Source organism: Methylomonas fluvii (genome assembly GCF_014850975.1).
GTDB classification, from domain to species: domain Bacteria; phylum Pseudomonadota; class Gammaproteobacteria; order Methylococcales; family Methylomonadaceae; genus Methylomonas; species Methylomonas fluvii.
This window is the reverse complement of record NZ_JACXST010000002.1, coordinates 858,010-875,090: the sequence shown is the minus strand read 5'-3', so window position 1 is coordinate 875,090 and position 17,081 is coordinate 858,010. Positions and strand designations below refer to the sequence as shown.

The window sequence follows — 17,081 nt, the reverse complement described above, 5'->3', positions numbered from 1 at the left end:
GGAAGGAGACGTTGCATGTTAAGTAAATCCCGCAAAAAATCCAGACTCGATCCGCCGATGGTGGTACCCGCTGAACAAGCCGCGAATGTGTTTCCGTCCGCGCGTTATTTCCAGATTCATTTTGAGTATCTGCAAGAGCAGCTTCAGCTGATTTTGCGTAACCAGGAGGTGTTGCAACAGCAGATCCTGCAACTGGAAAATCAGCTATCGCGATCAACTCAAGATATTCGTCTGAATAGTAAAACCTTGAGTCCGCTTGATCGCCTCACCGCCAATCGTAACGCTACCAAGGACTCTGACACACCCAATCTAAATCTGACGGGGGGACGGTGACGTTGGCACTGTGGCATTCGATCACGCAAACGGCGGGGCTGGCTACTACCCAGCGTTCGTTTATCCAAACGGCGCAAGGCTTACCGGACCCGCAGCCGTTTTTGCTGTCGGCGCCGATACCCGGCAACCGCTATCGGCGTTCGGCGGCCGTGACCTCAGCCGTGCTGGTTGCGGCCTTACTCCACGCCGGTTTGCTGTTCTGGTATGTCAGCCGTCCGGCACCGCTGCCGTTTACGGCGGCAGCACCGTTGCCGATGATTTCCATGGAACTGTCGGCCCCGCCGTCGCCGGTCGCCAATCAACCGATTGCGCCGCCGCAACCACCGAAACCCATAACTCCGCCCAAGCTGGATAAGCCCAAGGTCAAACCCAAGCCTAAGCCCAAACCGTCGGAACGGCTGGTCAAGCAGGTGGAAGAGCGCAAATCCGTGGAACCGGAACCGGTTGCACCGGCGATGCCCGCTGCGGCTGCGCCGCCAACCTTAAACAACAACGCCTTGGCAGCACCACGCAATGATACCTATGTGCCCGCCGACAGCAATGCCGCGTATCTGAATAACCCCAAACCGGAATACCCCATGGTAGCCCGGCAACGCCATTGGCAAGGCACGGTGCTTCTGCGGGTCTATGTCGGAGCGGATGGCAAAGCCCTGCAAGTCAACATTCAGCGTTCCAGCAATTACGACACGCTGGATGAGTCCGCGTTGGATGCAGTAAAGCAATGGCGCTTTGTACCGGCCAAGCGTGGCGATACGGCAGAACCCTGCTGGGTAACCGTACCGATTACCTTTGAACTGGATTGAACAGCTCCCCCAAGAGGGTTTGCAACCCCCAGGCTATGGAGGGCGGACAACTTGGACGTAGATAGGCCTGGATTAAGAATGATCCTGGTACCACAAGGATGACGGAGCAAGCCACGATTTTAAAAACCTAAAACAATAACGAGAACCTTATGGACCACCTGTTTAGCTTTTCCGAAACCGCCATCGTCGATGGCACCCTGTGTATGCTGGGTTGCTTTTCACTCGTCACCTGGAGCGTAATTTTGCTTAAGGCCGGTGAAATCGCTTGGCACCGTTACCGTAACCATAAGTTGTTGCAACGTTTGAGTGGTGCCGTGTCTTTGGAAGCCATGGATGCGATCGACAACCACCCAGAAAACCCCTTAGCGATTCAGGCCGGACGAGTGTTGACCGTCGGTCGTCTGACTTACGCCCGCGCCCAAAGCCTGCCGCATGACCGCCAAACCCAACACGCTGCTTGGCACGAACTGATCGAGCGCGCCTTGCGTCAGCAATTGCAAAAAGAGAAAGCCTTGCTGGATTCTGGCTTGGGCTGGTTAGCCAGTATTGGCAGTACCTCGCCGTTTATCGGTTTGTTCGGCACCGTCTGGGGCATCATGCACGCCCTGAAAGACATCGGCGCCCAAGGCACGGCTAGCCTGGAAGTGGTGGCCGGTCCCATCGGTGAAGCCTTGATCGCTACCGCGCTGGGCATTGCCGTCGCCATTCCGGCGGTGATTGCTTACAACTTCTTCCTGCGCCAAAACCGCCAAGTCCTAGCCAGCCTGGAGCATATCGCTACCGACTTTTTGCGCAGTTGTATCGAAAACGACTTAAGTCAACAACCACAACCTCAGGAGGTCTGATCATGTCCATGCAATTTCCCAGCGAAGATGAAGGCGGCGAAATGAGTGAAATCAACGTCACGCCGTTAGTGGATGTGATGTTGGTACTGCTGGTGGTGTTTATCGTCACCGCGCCTTTACTGACGCAAGTGATCAAAGTCAAACTGCCCAAAACCGAACAGACCGAGCCGACGCCGGACAAACACGTCGCCATTCTGGCCGTCACTGCCAGTGGTGAAGCCTTGCTGGACGACAAGGCTGTGCCATTAACCAGTCTGGAAACCGAACTGAAAACCTTGCAAGAACGCGACCCCGACATCAGCGTGCAATTACAAGCCGACAAAGCCGCAGTGTTTGAGTCGGTGGCCAAGGTAATGGCTAGTGCGCAACGTTCGGGAGTCAGTAAGTTGTCGTTTGTGACAATAGAGTAATAGCAGTGGTATTTATTCAGAGTAACTTAAATAAGAGTGACTATTCATGTCGGCTTTTAATGCTGCTAGACGCTGAATAGTAACCGACTATTTTAGTCTAAATTCTTTTCTGTGTATTGGCGAGCAACACGTTGACGGCATAGGCCACAATAAAAACGCCCACTGGCACGGCTTGCGGCGGAATCGGAAATGGTAGGGTCAAGCTGACCAGCAGCAGATACAGCGCACCCAGAATCAGGTAAAGGCTGTAGCGATGCGCCATGGGGCTGGGGTAATCGAAATTGGTCTGGCTGATTTTGCGCCGCACCAGTCCGTCGACGACAAACGGCAGCAAGGCAGCCGCCAGGTAAGGTAACCAGATGCAGGCCGTGGTCAGGCGCTTGATCATTTGAAAGATCGTGTCCCACAGCACGTTGAGCCGGCTTTCGATAAAGGGAAACAAATCGTGGCGCCCCACATCCTCGAAGCCTTTGGACATCTGCCGTTCGCGCTCGGTGGGGATGAAGTAGCGGAATACACTGTCGCGGATGCCGGTAGTTACGAACAGGCGATCAAACCAGCGTTGTGCGGTGTGGCTGATCTGAGATTCTTTATCGGCGCCAAAATAGCCAATCATCATCCGGTCTTCGGCGCGCTGCAGCTCGCGCGTCCATCGGTCGGACACGAAACTGGCCACCAGGATCACTTCCAGCAGCCACAGCATCAGGCTGAACAACAGATTACGCGTCATGAGCCGGCACCTTGGCGATCCCGCTGGCGATCCAGTTCCGACCGTAGGATCGGCAATCGGCCTTTGACGATCCGGCCGCCGGATAACTTGGCGATGTAATGTAAGTCAGGCAGTTGTCCAAGTAACTGGGGTGCAAATAAATCACCTTCTTCTTCCATCAGGCGTTCACCGACATTGCCGGAGAACACCGTGGGATTGGTCGCACTGGTGGCCACACCTTGGGTGCGCATAATGTATTTCAAACGGGTTTTTGGCAGGTTGTCGGTGATGTACTGCTGGGTCTCGCTGTCCATGATCCTCAGTGCGATCAGGTTGTTGACGTTGCCCAGCACTTGCCGGGCTTTGTCCTGAGACCCGGTACGGGCGGCAAAATCGGCAAAGGTTTGCGTGGCGATGAACAAGCGAATCTTGGCGCCGCGGCCTTTGTTCAAGACCTGAATGAAGGGATCGTTGATGACTTCGGCCGCCTCGTCGACGAACACATTCACCGGTCGCTCCGAGACACCGTAGTTGTAGCGATCGCCGGCTACGGCCGCCAAATCGGCCAACAGAATCGAGCCAATCGCACTGCCCACCATGCCATCCGATAATGAGTCCAGGCCGATATAAGCGACCTGGGCCTTTTCGATGATGTGGCCGGTATTGGTGATCGGCCGCAGATCATCCACGTCGTGCGGGTTGGGCGACAGCAAAGGCCCCAAGGAGCCCGAGGTCAGCATGTTCATGATCGGAATCAAGGAGGCGACCATCTTGCTGAAATGCGCCCGGTCATGTTCGAACAAGGACAACAAGCCTTCCAAATCCAAATTGGGCAGTTGATACTGCACGACCTCCCGGTAAAACCGCACCAAGCCAACCGCTTTGGAATCGATGTCCTTGGCATTCTTCAGGTAAGGCCGCGCCTCTTGCCGCCAATGGCCCAGGTTATTATCGAAATAGCGTTCCAGGGCTTGAATCACCAACGTCGAAGGGCCGCCTTCCAGATAACGGCGAAGCTTAACCAGGGTAGGGCGCTCCTCGATCACCATCAAGCCTTGGATGACGTTGTCCAGTGATTTTTGGCCAAAGGCTTTGAACGGATCGTTACTGCTTTCGCTGGGCGAAATGGCGCTGATGCGGCTGGCGATTTCCGAAGGCCGATTGAAGTTATGTAAAGGATCCAGGCGCACGCTGTCTTCCGGAAACGCCGGGTGGAAATACACGAAACGATCCGGACGCTTGGCCAAGGCGCAGGCCCGTTTGGCGCAGGCCATCAGATCCTTATCACCTTTGGGATCGATGATGATCACCGCCTCGCCACGCAAGACGGCTTGGGTGACCAACACGTCAAAGGCGCGGGTTTTGCCGGCGCCGGTGGTACCGACCAAAAGCGTATGGCCGGCGGTATGCTGCAAAGGCTGACGAATGTCGCTTTCGGACACTTCCAAGCCGTGAATCCAGGCCGAACCCATACGTTGATGATCGCTGGGAATCAGCGTCGAGACATCGCGTTTCAAAATCTCATAGGCCAATTGCGCATGCTTTTGTACCCAATCGAATCCCCAGCCGAACCACAAGGACTCGGGGTCGCGCTTCACCATGGTTACAAGCTTTTCGGCATCCAGGTATTGGAATCGAAACTGACGCAACCGGCGTTTGCGGTACCAGAGACTCAATGCCGGAGATAACCGCCAACACGTCATGACCCCGCACGCCGTCATCAACCAGTCGAAGGGTTCGCGCGGCAAGCCCGACCAGCGACTGGTCAAATACGCCAAACCGGCACCGCCTAGCCAGCCCGAGATGGCATAGACTTCGAAGATGGGGCGCCAGGGAAACTGGTAGTCGTAATCGGATTTCATGGGCGTAACCGAACCTGAATGCCTTCCATGGCACTGACCGATCGACAATCTGGATGGTTGGCAATATCCAGCATCAGGCGAGTGCGCTTGATCGTAGGATGTTGCGTTAGAAATTGTTCCAGCGCGGTATTGGACACCGTGTGCCAGTGACCGTCTGGCGATGATTCATCGGACGGAATGTTTTGTTGCCGCACATGCGTGATCAGCAAATCGATCGTTCCGGGTTTTGCCGGTGGGGTTGTTACGGGATCACTTGTCTTATCAGGCTCGGAATTGACCGAACTGTCTGACGCGTTGCCGCTTATGGATTTTTGATTGCCGGTCGATTTTGATTTGGGCTGGACAGGCTTGGGCTTCTGAGGCGCCGCGTCTTGGGGCTGAGAAGACCTAACTTGATCCACGGTCTTGTTAGGATTGCTGTTTGAAGATTGCGCGGATGGCGGTGTCAGCTTGGCTTTGCCTTGGAATTTCAATAATGCCTTCAAAGCCAAACTCGGTTCCAATGCCAGCAGTACGCCGCGGAACGATTGGATGGTTTGTACCTTGCGCATTGGGGATAGGACGTCGGTCACCAGCCAACCTCTGTCCTCCAGGGTTTTGATGAACTGGGGCGGATCGACGGCGAGTTTTTCAGCCGTCGCCGGAAACGGCAGCAAGTATTTGTCTTGGACTTCCAATAGATCGCTGCCTAACTGCCATTGGCCTTGATTGAGCATTGAGGCGACATCCATTAACCATTGGCCGGCATCGCCGTGGTTTTCCAGCCAGCATTTGGCGCTGTCGACCGGATTAGAGACGCTTTTCGTATCCGTCGTGGCGAGATCGGGTTTTGCCGCTGAATCAGATTTTTCTGTGATGGGCGTTTTGGCTGGCGTTTTGTTTTTCGGTTGTTTTGTCTGACACAACGAAGAGGCGTCATCGGTTGATTTGGATTGCGACAGTCCTTGATCGGGATCTGATGGCAAGGAATTCAAAATGCCTGGCGCCGATTCGAGGATCGGTAGCTCGAGTTCAGCGCTCGTGTCATGAGCAGGTTCTATCTGGGGTTCTTCTGGCTCAACTGGCTTCGGATTATCTGTGCGTTGGGATTGCTTCAGAGCCGCGACACTCTTGGTTTTTGCTGGTTTGCTGATTTGTTGTACCGGATTGGTAACGGGTTCGGTTTTTACGATGGTCGCATCCGATTCGTTGATTTCGAGCGCTGCAACCACGGGCGGCGACTCGCCGCTGAAAATCAGTTCTGCGGATTTCAGGCGCAACAGATACAGCGTATTTTCCAAGCCTTCAGGCTGCATCTGCCAATAACGGTATTGCCGGCCATCCGGCCAGGACTTAGGGATTGCCAAGCCGCGTTCGATCAGAATGTCCGCCAAGGTGTCTTCGTCACGCGGAATGCCGGGAACTTTGTCCTTGGCCAGCAATGTGACGATATCTTGCGCACCGGCACGCCAGACGATATGCAGGCCATCCTCAAAACGCCATAGCCGAGCGCCTTTTTCGTTGACGGTCCATTGTCCGGACTTGACCAATCGGCGCATGGCGTCGAACAAGTACTTTTCCACCGGCATGCCCAAGGCCGAGTCGATGTTTTGATAATGCGCTTTTAAATCCCGTTCCACACTTTTGCAGTCGGCGGTTATCACCAGTGCGTAAACTTTGGAGCCGCGGTCCAAACCGTTAATGGTTTCCAGCATGGCCTGCATGATGTCGGGGCCAGACTCCAGAATGAATGTGCGGGCTTCGCGGGTCAGGACGCGCTCGATCACCAAGGCCGAAAACTGTTCGTGGCGTTTATGGCGGTTATCCCGCCAGCGCAGAAAGTATCGGTCGATCTCATTTCGCAAAGCCCAGTCGGTGATGTTTTCATCGCAAGGGTTCCATGTATGTTGCCCCTGTGCGTCGACCACGGCGATATCGGCGACCGGTTTGCCGATGTCATGCAACAGCCCGGCAAAACAGACCGCCAGACGCCAGCGTAATTCTTGTGCTTTTCGTTCCTTGGGTGATGCTGATGTGGCAAACAAACTGCCTTGAGAAGCCAAAGTGGCCCAATGGGCGACTTCCAATCCGTGCCGAAATAAGCCACCGGCGCCGCGATGATGATGCGACTCCGACGCCGGCAACAAGTGGCTGTAGGCGGCATAACGGCGTATGACCGGCGCGGCTATGGTTTGATAAAGACTATCCGGCATGGCAAGCGCCTGTTCAATGGCCGCAATCAATTCCGTTTGACTGGACAGGATGCGTTCCACAGGCGCAGCCGGCAGACCCTTCATGAAGGGCGGATAACGCGGCACGTCCTCATCAATCGTTGTCGCAACCGGACCTATAGGCGCGGACTCGACTCCAAACAGACGTTGGCCGATGCGGGTAATGAGCGTCGAAGGCGTATTTTCCATAACGCCGCATCTTGCCGGGAATTTTTCAATCGTTGCTTGCAGCTGACGACGAATTCGACGTCAGCTGCAAGCAGGCTTCGCAAAAGAGTGTTTAGTGTAACGAGCTCCCTTTAATTACCCCTGGAGCTCTCATGAAATCCAAATCGCTCGCAATCCATTGTCTTGTGTCCGTACTGTGCGGCACGGCCTGTACTTCGCTGAATCGGCCTGATGCCGCCGTGAGCGAGACCGTCATCGAATCGATTGTGCCGATTCAACCCGAACAACCCTGGCGCCTGGATAATGCTTGGCAGACAGAAGGATTGGGCGGTTCGGTAGTACGGTCTGCATCGATTGAACACGTTGTCAGGCAAGTCGATCAGCCGCTTGGCATTTACGTGGCAAGCGACGACTCATCGGATCGCGTTCTCGATGTCAGCGCGTCGCACATTCCCGATCGCCAGGATGACGATACACTGGTCATTGAACGTGCTTGGCGAAAATATTGCCATCATCAGCTCGATATGACATCGGAGGAGCAGGCGTTAGTCAAAACCATGCCAATTCCGCACAACGTTTTGAGTCATGGTTGTCATCCAGGCAGCTTGAAGAAGTGAGGTGGTCGTCATGGACAGAAATACCACCAACCATTCGCTCGATAATCTCACCGAACGTTTTCAATCTCTGACGGAGCGGAAAAAGGCCAAATTGCGGGTCGTCGAACCCTTGACCACCTTGCCCAATTGGCCGTCGGCAATTCGCGGTACGCCCAATGCCTGTTTGCGGAGTGCGTTGTTCGCCGGCATCCAGGGTAAGGAACGCATTGCCTACAAAAAACGAACACTGTTGGCCGCGGTTGATGGCATTGAGGTGCGTTACCTCGGCATACAGCTCAATCAATCGGACCTTGATGTCTGGATGCAGATCGTGCACTTGTCCCGGCAACAATTACCGGGATTTAGCGTGACCTTCAGCGCCCATGCCCTGTTGACGGCATTGGGGCGCGGAAGCGGCAAAAGCCAACATGAATGGTTGAAAGAATCGATGGCGCGCTTGGGCGGCGCCTTTGTCGAAATCACCTTTCACGGCCGGGATGCCTTCGGTGAAAAAGGCTTCTTGCGTTATTACCGTGATGAACGGACGCAGCGCTACGTAGTGGAATTGACCGAATCTATGCTGCGCCTGTTTGAGGAGGGCTACACCTATATCGAATTCGAGCAGCGGCAGAAATTGCGCAAACAGCCCTTGGCATTATGGTTACACGGTTTCCTGTCGTCCCATGCGGCCCCGTTTCCGATGAAAATTGCCACCATTCACCGACTGAGCGGCAGTGGCTCGAAAACCCTGCGCGATTTCAAATATCGGTTGGGAAAAGCGTTGGAGGCCTTGGTGAGTATTGGTACTTTGGCTAGCTTTGAATTCGCCGATGATATCGTGAAGATCAAACGCCAGCCGACGCCCAGTCAACAGCGTTTTCTGGACGACCAGCAGCACTAAAAAAGCACGGCATTAGACCGACGCTATTTTGGGTCGGTCGAAGCCTCTCGATACGGCATTAGGCCGACGCGGATACGGCATTAGACCGACGGAGGCACGGCATTCGGCCGACAACGTAACGGCATTAGACCGACGGGCACGGCATTAGACCGACAAAAAGCACGGCATTAGGCCGACGTTTGACACGGCATTAGACCGACGCTTCGAGTAAATTGTAAAATCGCTGCAGGCTATGCTATTCGTGGGCTGTGGCGATTTTCTTGTACAGAAATTTGAGGGTGCTAATCTATATATAATCTTTATTTAATCTATATATAGGGACTGGTGATAGCAAGTGTCAGATCTCATAATTTCTGAAAAAAATCTCATAATTTATGAAATGACTATGGCTAAGTGATTGGATCATTGAAGATGTTGATTTCCTGAATTTGGGCGAGTGATACTGTCCGCGAAAGTCGGTACCCGACCATAAGCAGATTTTCGTCCGCAGAGTTTTTGCACACGGAAAGCTGTCGTTCTAGTAGCAAGCCAACTGTCTATAATATATGCTTTCAGTCATACAGCCGCTGGCATACACCCGGAGGTACCGAGATACTCAAAACTGAATTCCCAAATAATAAGAGGGTAAACCGTGGCACGAATACGCCGACTCGAAATCCAAAACTTTCGCTCGATTCAGTTTCTTGATTGGATTCCATCGGCAGGGATCAATTGCCTCATTGGACCAGGCGATAGCGGAAAGTCAAGCATCCTCGACGCGATTGACCTCTGCTTAGGGGCGCGACGAAGTGCTCCCTTCGGTGATACTGACTTCCATAGGTTAAATGTTGGCCAGCCAATTGTTATTGCTGTGACGTTGGGTGCATTGCCGAACACCATGTTGAATCTCGAAGGTTACGGCGAGTTCTTGCGTGGTTATGACGCCGCAACTGGGCTGGTTGAAGAAGAGCCCCGCGCCGGTATTGAAATCGTGTTGACGTTGCGCTTAACTGTGATGAGCGACCTTGAGCCAGTTTGGTCTTTGTATTCAAGGCGTGCGGAGCAGCAGGGACTAGAACGTAACCTCGCCTGGAAGGATCGGACCGCTATTGCACCTTCGCGTATCGGTAGCTTTGCGAACACGAATCTCTCGTGGACTCGCGGCTCGGTGCTGAATCGCCTCACCAACGACAGTGTCAATCTTGGGGCAGAGCTGGCCAATGCAGCGAGGGATGCACGGGCCAGCTTTGGGAATCAGACCGGCACGCAGTTCGCCGAGACACTTCGAGTAGTCACTGAGACAGCCACTTGCCTCGGTGTGCCTGTCGGAACTTCTGCCCAGGCCCTGTTAGACGCGCACTCGGTTTCTATTGGCGATGGGGCTATTGCTCTTCACAACGACGTAGGTGTTCCTCTGCGATTACTGGGAACTGGTTCCGCACGTCTGCTCATCTCTGGATTGCAACGCATGGCAGCGGAAACTGCAACCATTGCGTTGGTCGACGAAATCGAGTTCGGCCTAGAGCCCCATCGCCTTACTAGGCTTCTGGACTCGCTCGGTGCGAAGGATGCTGCACTCCCGCTGCAAGTCTTCATGACGAGCCACTCTCCGGTTGCAATCCGAGAACTTTCTGGCAATCAGGTATTTGTCGTCCGGACTAAGACGGACCGGCACGATATTTGCCAAGTCGGTGTGTCTGATGACGTTCAAAGTACCCTTCGTGCGGACCCAGAGGCATTTCTCGCCAAGTCAGTAATCGTGTGTGAAGGGGCCAGTGAGGTTGGTCTAGCGAGGGGATTGGGCCAGTACTGGGTCGGCCTAGGGGCAACATCGTTCTTTGCATTAGGCGGAGCCTATGTAGATGTCGGAGGCAGTAACCCCAACAGATGCTACGTTCGTGGGGCGGCGCTCCTACGGCTTGGCTACCGGGTACTTGTGCTTGTAGACGCGGATAAGGAGCCAACCCCAGAGGTCGCAGAGGCCTTCCATACAGCAGGTGGCCAATCACTCACTTGGCGTGCAGGACGCGCACTCGAAGATGAACTCTTTTGCAGTCTGGGCGACGATGCAATCGACGCACTACTGAGAAAGGCATCCGAGGTTGTGGGACGAGACTTGGTCTCAGAGCACATTACTTCTAAATCGAATGGGCGGCGTACGTTGGATGCTGTCGAAAACGAGAGTCTGTTGGAAGGGTATACGGATGAAACCAAAGCGCTACTTGGAATGGCTTCTAAGATTCGAGGTAGTGGATGGTTCAAGTCCGTTTCCACTTATCAGGAAGTCGCAAGGGACATCGTCGGGCCTCACCTGGCTACGGCTGAGGCCGGGTTTCAGGACATCGTTGAACAGCTTCGCAGTTGGACACATGCCGCCTGAACTCAACCTGTTAGTCCTTGATAGGGGGTCCGTGACAGCACCGGCTGGTTGCGGTAAGACTCAGCTTATCGCGGACACGCTTGGCCTTCATAATGGCCCAAAGCCCATCCTCATTCTCACACACACCAATGCGGGTGCTGCCGCTTTGCGAGCACGCCTTCAACGAAATCGCGTTCGAAGTTCGTCTTACCGTGTCGCGACCCTAGACGGATTTGCGATGCGACTCATCGGGACGTTTCCGCTACGGAGCGGACACAACCCGCGAATCCTGGAGATCAACGACGCGCGGAACGACTATCCCGCCATACGAACAGCCACCTCACAACTTTTGCACGCTGGACACATTAGTGACGTGTTGCGAGCAACCTACTCTCAAGTGATTGTTGACGAGTACCAAGACTGCAACTTGATTCAGCATGCCATTGTCGATGCGCTCGCGATGGTGTTGCCAACAGTGGTACTCGGCGACCCCATGCAGGCTATCTTCGGGTTTTCAGGAAACCAACTCGTCGAATGGCAGACTCATGTCGAAGCTCAGTTTCCTGCCGCTGGTGCACTTGGAATACCTTGGCGCTGGCGGAATGCCGGCACTGAGCCACTCGGCCGCTGGCTCTTGAAGACGAGGGCCCAACTGCAAGGTGGACAAGGCGTCGACCTACGAGGTGCGCCTGGCGAGGTTCAATGGGTGCAAATGAATGCCGCGAACGCAGCCCAGCAGAGACGCGCGGCAGCACAGACCCGTACTGCGGACCAAGAAGAGACAGTACTGATCATTGGAGATGCCCGCAATCCGAGAGGCAGACATCAGTTCACTAGCCAGACTCCTGGAGCCACGTCAGTCGAGGCCGTAGACCTTAGCGACCTAGTGAGCTTTGCTCGCCGCTTCAACATCACCAGAGCCGACGCACTCGGCCAGCTTGTCAACTTTGCGGCGGAGATCATGACACAGGTTGGTGCGGCGAACCTGTTGGCTCGAGTTGAAACTATTCGACAAGGGCGAGCACGCACGCCGCCGACACTTGCCGAAGTAGCGGCTGTAGATTTTGCCACTGCTCCAAGCATAAGTGCGGCACTGCACCTAATCCAGCAGTTGGAGGACCAAGCGCATGCCCGCGTATTTCGCCCTGAGATGCTGCACTGTTTCAGGTCCGCAATGCATACCGCTGCTTCTAGTGGTGTCACATTTCTAGATGGGGTGCTTCAGGCTCGCGAGCGAAATCGCCACTTTGGGCGGCCGGTGTCGCGTCGCGCGGTGGGCAGCACGTTACTCCTGAAAGGGCTCGAGGCAGATGTTGCAATCATCCTCTATCCAGAACTAATGAACGCAACGAACCTCTACGTCGCACTCACCCGAGGTGCTCGCCGGCTGATAGTGTGTTCAACTACCGCTGTAATTAATCCATTGGCTTAATCACGGCATACAACAAGTCATCTTACTTCCCAGGATCAACCAAGTAGCATCGCTAAATCACTCCTTTTCATAGAGTTGTCCAATACTGCCTGATGAGATTGATAGCAACCTTAAATTCTGGCTTCGACGCCAACATCAGTAGCGGACACTCGGTTATGAATGCTAACCGGCGTAGAACATTTTCCAGAAATCGGCACTATGAAAAATCTTGTAAGTCATTGTAATACAATAACTCTCTCAGTCGACTGGAAAAAATTGGATCATTTTCAGCAAAAAAATGGAAAAATTTCGAAGCCGTTTTGCATTACTGTGGCCCGAATACCAAATAGCGAGACACATTTTAACGTCCCTGAGATCAAATATGACGAATTATGATCCGGCCATATTATTTACATTGGCATACCTGCAGCTACTCGAACGGCATCTTAAGGTCACATGGAATGACGCAGGCATACCTATCTGCCTACTCGACTGGATTACTGATGAATCAATAGCCAACCTACGTACTGACTTGGCAGAACTGATGACAGGCGAGCTGGAATGCGGTGCGCGTAAAGCAGTGGCTGAATATGGTGTAGACCATGTACAAACTGTCGGATTTGGTTTGGCTCCTGATTTTGACCAGTTCATCAAACTCGGTCTCGTTTACGGCGACCGAGTGGTGTTATGGGATGTGATTTACAGCCGAATCATGGCAGGCAAGCAGTACAAAAGCCGCAAGAGCTTGATAGCACAGATTGCTTGCGAATTACTGATGCTGAAGGCCGTGGTCGAACGTGGCAGCGTTGTACTGTTGGCACATCCGATTGCTTGGAGTTTGATTGCGGCGGAAGTCGACGACGAGCTACGCGCAAATGGGCCTATACCCACTGCTAGTTTTGGTCTTTCGATGGCTTTTGCAGCAATCGAAGAAGGTCTAGTGCTCCATCCCTATACATTGTTGTCGGACAGCTCTAGTCCACAACTAGCCATGGCAGTTGAAGAGGCTGATCACGAGCTCTTCTCGCGCGAGAACTTTAGATTCCAGCAGTGCCTCACCGTCCTGTTACAGGATGAGCGTGTGGCATATCTCGAGAATGTACCCATAGAGGCGTATCTCGACGTGTTATCGGAGCATGGCACGCTTCGCCGGGCAATCAGGCATCTCTTCTTGCCTGCATTAGGAGGCCTTTCGTCACAGCAAGCGAGTCAGGAAATTCGCGCGCTCATAGATGACTTGTTTGAGCTCTTTGGCAAGCGTAATTCTGCACTGACTGATTATGTCGCCGACGGAGTAGATGCCACCGCGGCGTTCGTTCTAGCATCTGCATCAGTAGTTCTCGTGGGCCAACCATTACTATCAGCCTTGGCAGCACTGGGCGCACCTGCTGTAGCCCTAAGTACTGCAGTGCGCAAATGGGTGGGAAAGCCAACAAAAAATGTGATCATTCAGGCGTTTCGCGCCTTAGAGGAATCTGCAACGCGTAGTCAGATATATGACCCTGCCGACATCGGACATCGAATAGCAGTATTGAAGGAGGACTTGGCTTGTCTGAACGATTATTATAGGCAGTTCATCAGTTACCACTGGACAGAGGATCGCCATTTTTTTCTCGAGAGCCTCTCCCCAGAGATCGCCAAGGAGGTTTTAGGCTTGCTACGGCCCGAAGATATTTCAAGCATCGTCAATATGCGTCAATTTCAACACGCCTACATTGGTGATTATCTGGCCTATATCTCGGATCTAGACGAGGCTATCTACTGGGAACACCTAACTAGATCATTCGATTCCCCTGAGGGCTTTTTGGTCTACGATGACGACGCAAATATCCAGTCTATGGAGCAATTGGATGTTCCCCTACAACTTTGGCGAAGTCTATTAAACAGCCTGTTCACTGTCTACTCAGATGAAATGAAATCAGGCATCTATAACTATCCACTGGAGCGCTTTCCTAACGTTGTACATTTTCAAACCATGTTCGCCACCAACAAGGATGAGAAACGTTCAGTGCTGCTGGATCTGGCGAGCAACCTATGCGTGGCCGATCAACAGGCTCTGAAGATCTTCTTGAATAAAGCTTTCGACGGAGAGCTCCCAGCCTGGTTCACGTAAAGCGACCCTAGTTTTCATTTGACTGCGCCGTAAGGTGTTCTGATTGACTGGTGCAACCCTTAGAAGTAATTCGAACACCACTTTAGCACTGCAGAGATTGGTGCAACCATGAAATTGATCAATTACCGAGGAAAAAAATGACGAAGCATCTTGATGAACTGTTGCTCGAAGGGATTCAAACTTGGGCGAGTATCGGGCAAGACCATGTCTTGTTGTTCCGGCGCGAACAGTTGTCGGCAGCACTCAAGTTTGTCGAGTCAACGCAAGAGGCCAAGTACATCGAGAACGAACTTCGTCGAAACTTCAAAGATCCCAATTGGGCGGGAAATGCAGCGGTCAAAGAAAATGTTTTTCAATTACTAGGAGAGGCGCAGTTCTGGCTACTTGCCTCTGAAAAGGGTGTGCCCCTAGAGCGAATTCCTGATGGATCGAGCAAAGGCAAAACGCCAGACTTTCGACTGAAGAGCGAGAACCCGCAGGCACCGTGTTTCGAAGTGAAAACATTCTCGGTCGTTGGTGGAACTGAAGCCATTAAACAGATGGACGAGGACAGATTCGAAGGTGCGCTAAATATTCACCAGCTGGTTGCAAGCGGCAAGAAGGTGGCAATGGGCGGCCAAATCATTTCGCCGCATGGGAACGTACCGCAGAGCAAGGTGCAGACCACGATGTGTCTTAACCTCATCAAGAAGGTCGAGAACAACATTAAGGAAGATCAGTACACCACTGCGCCCACATTCTTGGTAGCCAATCTTTTGCTCATTGACTCATACTACACAGGTAACATGGAGTTGCGCCCACTCGTTACATCCTGGCCGCAGGATTACTCTGAGCACACAGGCGTCCTATGGACAGTGGGGTTTGGTCAACTTGATCAAGAGATTCGAGGCGAGCCTCACTTTGAGGGGGACACGAACATCGAAGGGGTGCTCGACAGGCAGGGAGTTTTGGTCAATCCGCAGTTCGACTCAGTGGCTGGCGTACTGTACATACTGCATCCTTTGAAAGAGGCGCCTCGGCTCTATGGACTTTGGAAGGGCGCTAGATTCGAAGAGTGGCGCCAGACTATGCCGGAACTGTATGGGATCTTGGGAAAGCTTGTCGGCAGTAACTGGAATGACGAGAAAGACTCGAACGGCGTCAACCTAACCCGTCCCTAGCCGAGACTTGCTAATCAACATTAGCATTAATTGTGAGATTTCATCGGGTTTTTACCTTTTGTTATGAGATTTTTTACGAAAACAGAAATCTCATAATTAATGTAACTCATTGAAAACAATAGAAGCCGATATTTCATGAATTATGAGATCCGACAGCAAGGATTTCTTTTTTGAAACGAATGCTAGTGAGGAGTTTGTCACTGGGCTTATTTGGAACGCCCTTGGTCGTCTTGTGACGACCCCAAGGCGACATTCAGAGATGTTAGTTTCAAACGTATTGAATGGGCAAATTTGATGAAAAGCGGACGCTCAAGGTTGTTTTTCTTCGGTTGCTGACGTTGACCGACCAAGTTACATTCAGTCAATTAGCATTGTCCTTTAATAGCGAAGCCCCAGCATTTTCAAATTTTGCCATGCAAAGGGAAATTATTAAGCTGAATTTTTAATGCCCCAGGGCGAAAGGTGTATGTGCAAATTTAATTTAACTATGTCATTTAATACAGTAAATTGCATCAAATCACTCACTTTTCTCGAAAACACGATCCATTGACTCAGCCACCAAAGCAATGCTTCATTAACATAAATTTTCGCATCATATGTTTTTGCTTAAAAAACACCTAACAAATAAGACTCAAGATACGCAGATTCACGAATAGGCGCAAAAATTGCTTGATTAAAATATTTAATTAATTTTTGTTTAGGTCATGTATGGTATGACATCAAAAGGATTATCGGACAATCTCTTCATCAGCCAGTTATATACCGAACACCATGATTGGCTTTTAAAATGGATAGAGCGCAAAGTCTCCTGCCGCTTGCAGGCGGAAGACCATGCGCACGATACCTTTTTACGTGTTATTACCTCAGACCCACCCACTGATCTTCGTGAGCCTCGGGCATTTTTGGTTATCGTAGCCAAACGCTTGCTGCTCAACCACTGGCGACATTCAGCCATCGAACAAGCCTATCTGGAAAGCCTTGGCGCCTATTCTGAAGCTGTAACGCCTTCGCTTGAAGAAAATGCCATTATTCTGACAACCTTACAGGAAATCGACGACCTGCTGCGACAACTACCGGAAAAGGTGCGCAAAGCCTTTTTGATGGTGCAACTAGATGGACTTACCCATGTTGAAATTGCTCAAAAACTGGGTGTCAGCGACCGTATGGTAAAAAAATATGTCGCCCGTGCCATGCTGCACTGTTTGAGCGCGAATCTTTAAGT

Annotated in this window: 14 protein-coding genes; 11 read left to right on the top strand and 3 right to left on the bottom strand. The window is 52.4% G+C overall.

What is annotated here, in order from left to right; genetic code table 11:
- Positions 1–15 precede the first annotated feature (15 nt).
- The 4 genes from EBB_RS13580 to EBB_RS13565 all read left to right on the top strand — a co-directional run bounded on the left by EBB_RS13580 (position 16) and on the right by EBB_RS13565 (position 2,391).
- On the top strand, positions 16–333 hold the full coding sequence (locus EBB_RS13580; RefSeq protein ID WP_192394348.1) for a hypothetical protein: 318 nt from the start codon (positions 16–18) through the stop codon (positions 331–333).
- Complete coding sequence (locus EBB_RS13575; protein WP_192394347.1) at positions 330–1,136, top strand: energy transducer TonB; 807 nt, start codon at positions 330–332, stop codon at positions 1,134–1,136. Before EBB_RS13580 ends, EBB_RS13575 begins: the two co-directional genes overlap by 4 nt.
- Before the next feature lie 149 nt (positions 1,137–1,285).
- Positions 1,286–1,981, top strand: a complete 696-nt coding sequence (locus tag EBB_RS13570; protein WP_192394346.1) for a MotA/TolQ/ExbB proton channel family protein — start codon at positions 1,286–1,288, stop codon at positions 1,979–1,981.
- Positions 1,982–1,983: 2 nt separating this feature from the next.
- Positions 1,984–2,391, top strand: a complete 408-nt coding sequence (locus tag EBB_RS13565) for an ExbD/TolR family protein (RefSeq protein ID WP_192394345.1) — start codon at positions 1,984–1,986, stop codon at positions 2,389–2,391.
- 97 nt (positions 2,392–2,488) lie between these two features.
- On the opposite strand, the gene EBB_RS13560 is transcribed toward EBB_RS13565, so the two are convergent.
- From EBB_RS13560 to mobH, 3 genes are read right to left on the bottom strand one after another with little or no spacing between them, the layout of a single operon-like run.
- A complete protein-coding gene (locus EBB_RS13560; protein WP_192394344.1) occupies positions 2,489–3,121 on the bottom strand; it encodes an IncC plasmid conjugative DNA transfer DtrJ family protein in 633 nt (210 codons plus the stop codon).
- Positions 3,118–4,962: a conjugative transfer system coupling protein TraD gene (gene traD, locus EBB_RS13555; protein ID WP_192394343.1), complete on the bottom strand. Its 1,845-nt coding sequence runs from the start codon at positions 4,960–4,962 to the stop codon at positions 3,118–3,120. The genes EBB_RS13560 and traD overlap by 4 nt, the downstream gene beginning before the upstream one ends.
- A complete protein-coding gene (gene mobH, locus EBB_RS13550; RefSeq protein WP_192394342.1) occupies positions 4,959–7,361 on the bottom strand; it encodes a MobH family relaxase in 2,403 nt (800 codons plus the stop codon). The genes traD and mobH overlap by 4 nt, the downstream gene beginning before the upstream one ends.
- 131 nt (positions 7,362–7,492) lie before the next feature.
- Between mobH and EBB_RS13545 the strand changes: the two genes are divergently transcribed.
- The 7 genes from EBB_RS13545 to EBB_RS13515 all read left to right on the top strand — a co-directional run bounded on the left by EBB_RS13545 (position 7,493) and on the right by EBB_RS13515 (position 17,079).
- Positions 7,493–7,957, top strand: coding sequence for a hypothetical protein (locus EBB_RS13545; RefSeq protein ID WP_192394341.1), 465 nt, complete (start codon positions 7,493–7,495; stop codon positions 7,955–7,957).
- 10 nt (positions 7,958–7,967) lie between these two features.
- On the top strand, positions 7,968–8,837 hold the full coding sequence (trfA, locus tag EBB_RS13540) for a plasmid replication initiator TrfA (RefSeq protein ID WP_192394340.1): 870 nt from the start codon (positions 7,968–7,970) through the stop codon (positions 8,835–8,837).
- Positions 8,838–9,468: 631 nt separating this feature from the next.
- Entirely contained in the window at positions 9,469–11,196 is a 1,728-nt protein-coding gene (locus tag EBB_RS13535) for an ATP-dependent nuclease (protein WP_192394339.1), read from the top strand.
- Positions 11,186–12,607 carry a UvrD-helicase domain-containing protein gene (locus tag EBB_RS13530; RefSeq protein ID WP_192394338.1) on the top strand — a complete coding sequence of 474 codons (1,422 nt, stop codon included), beginning with the start codon at positions 11,186–11,188 and terminating at the stop codon, positions 12,605–12,607. The genes EBB_RS13535 and EBB_RS13530 overlap by 11 nt, the downstream gene beginning before the upstream one ends.
- A 361-nt stretch (positions 12,608–12,968) precedes the next feature.
- Positions 12,969–14,699 (top strand): hypothetical protein, encoded by a 1,731-nt coding sequence (locus EBB_RS13525; protein ID WP_192394337.1) that lies wholly within the window; start codon positions 12,969–12,971, stop codon positions 14,697–14,699.
- 137 nt (positions 14,700–14,836) lie between these two features.
- Positions 14,837–15,859, top strand: coding sequence for a hypothetical protein (locus EBB_RS13520; RefSeq protein ID WP_192394336.1), 1,023 nt, complete (start codon positions 14,837–14,839; stop codon positions 15,857–15,859).
- Between the two features lie 704 nt (positions 15,860–16,563).
- A complete protein-coding gene (locus tag EBB_RS13515; RefSeq protein WP_225587437.1) occupies positions 16,564–17,079 on the top strand; it encodes a sigma-70 family RNA polymerase sigma factor in 516 nt (171 codons plus the stop codon).
- Positions 17,080–17,081: the final 2 nt, after the last annotated feature.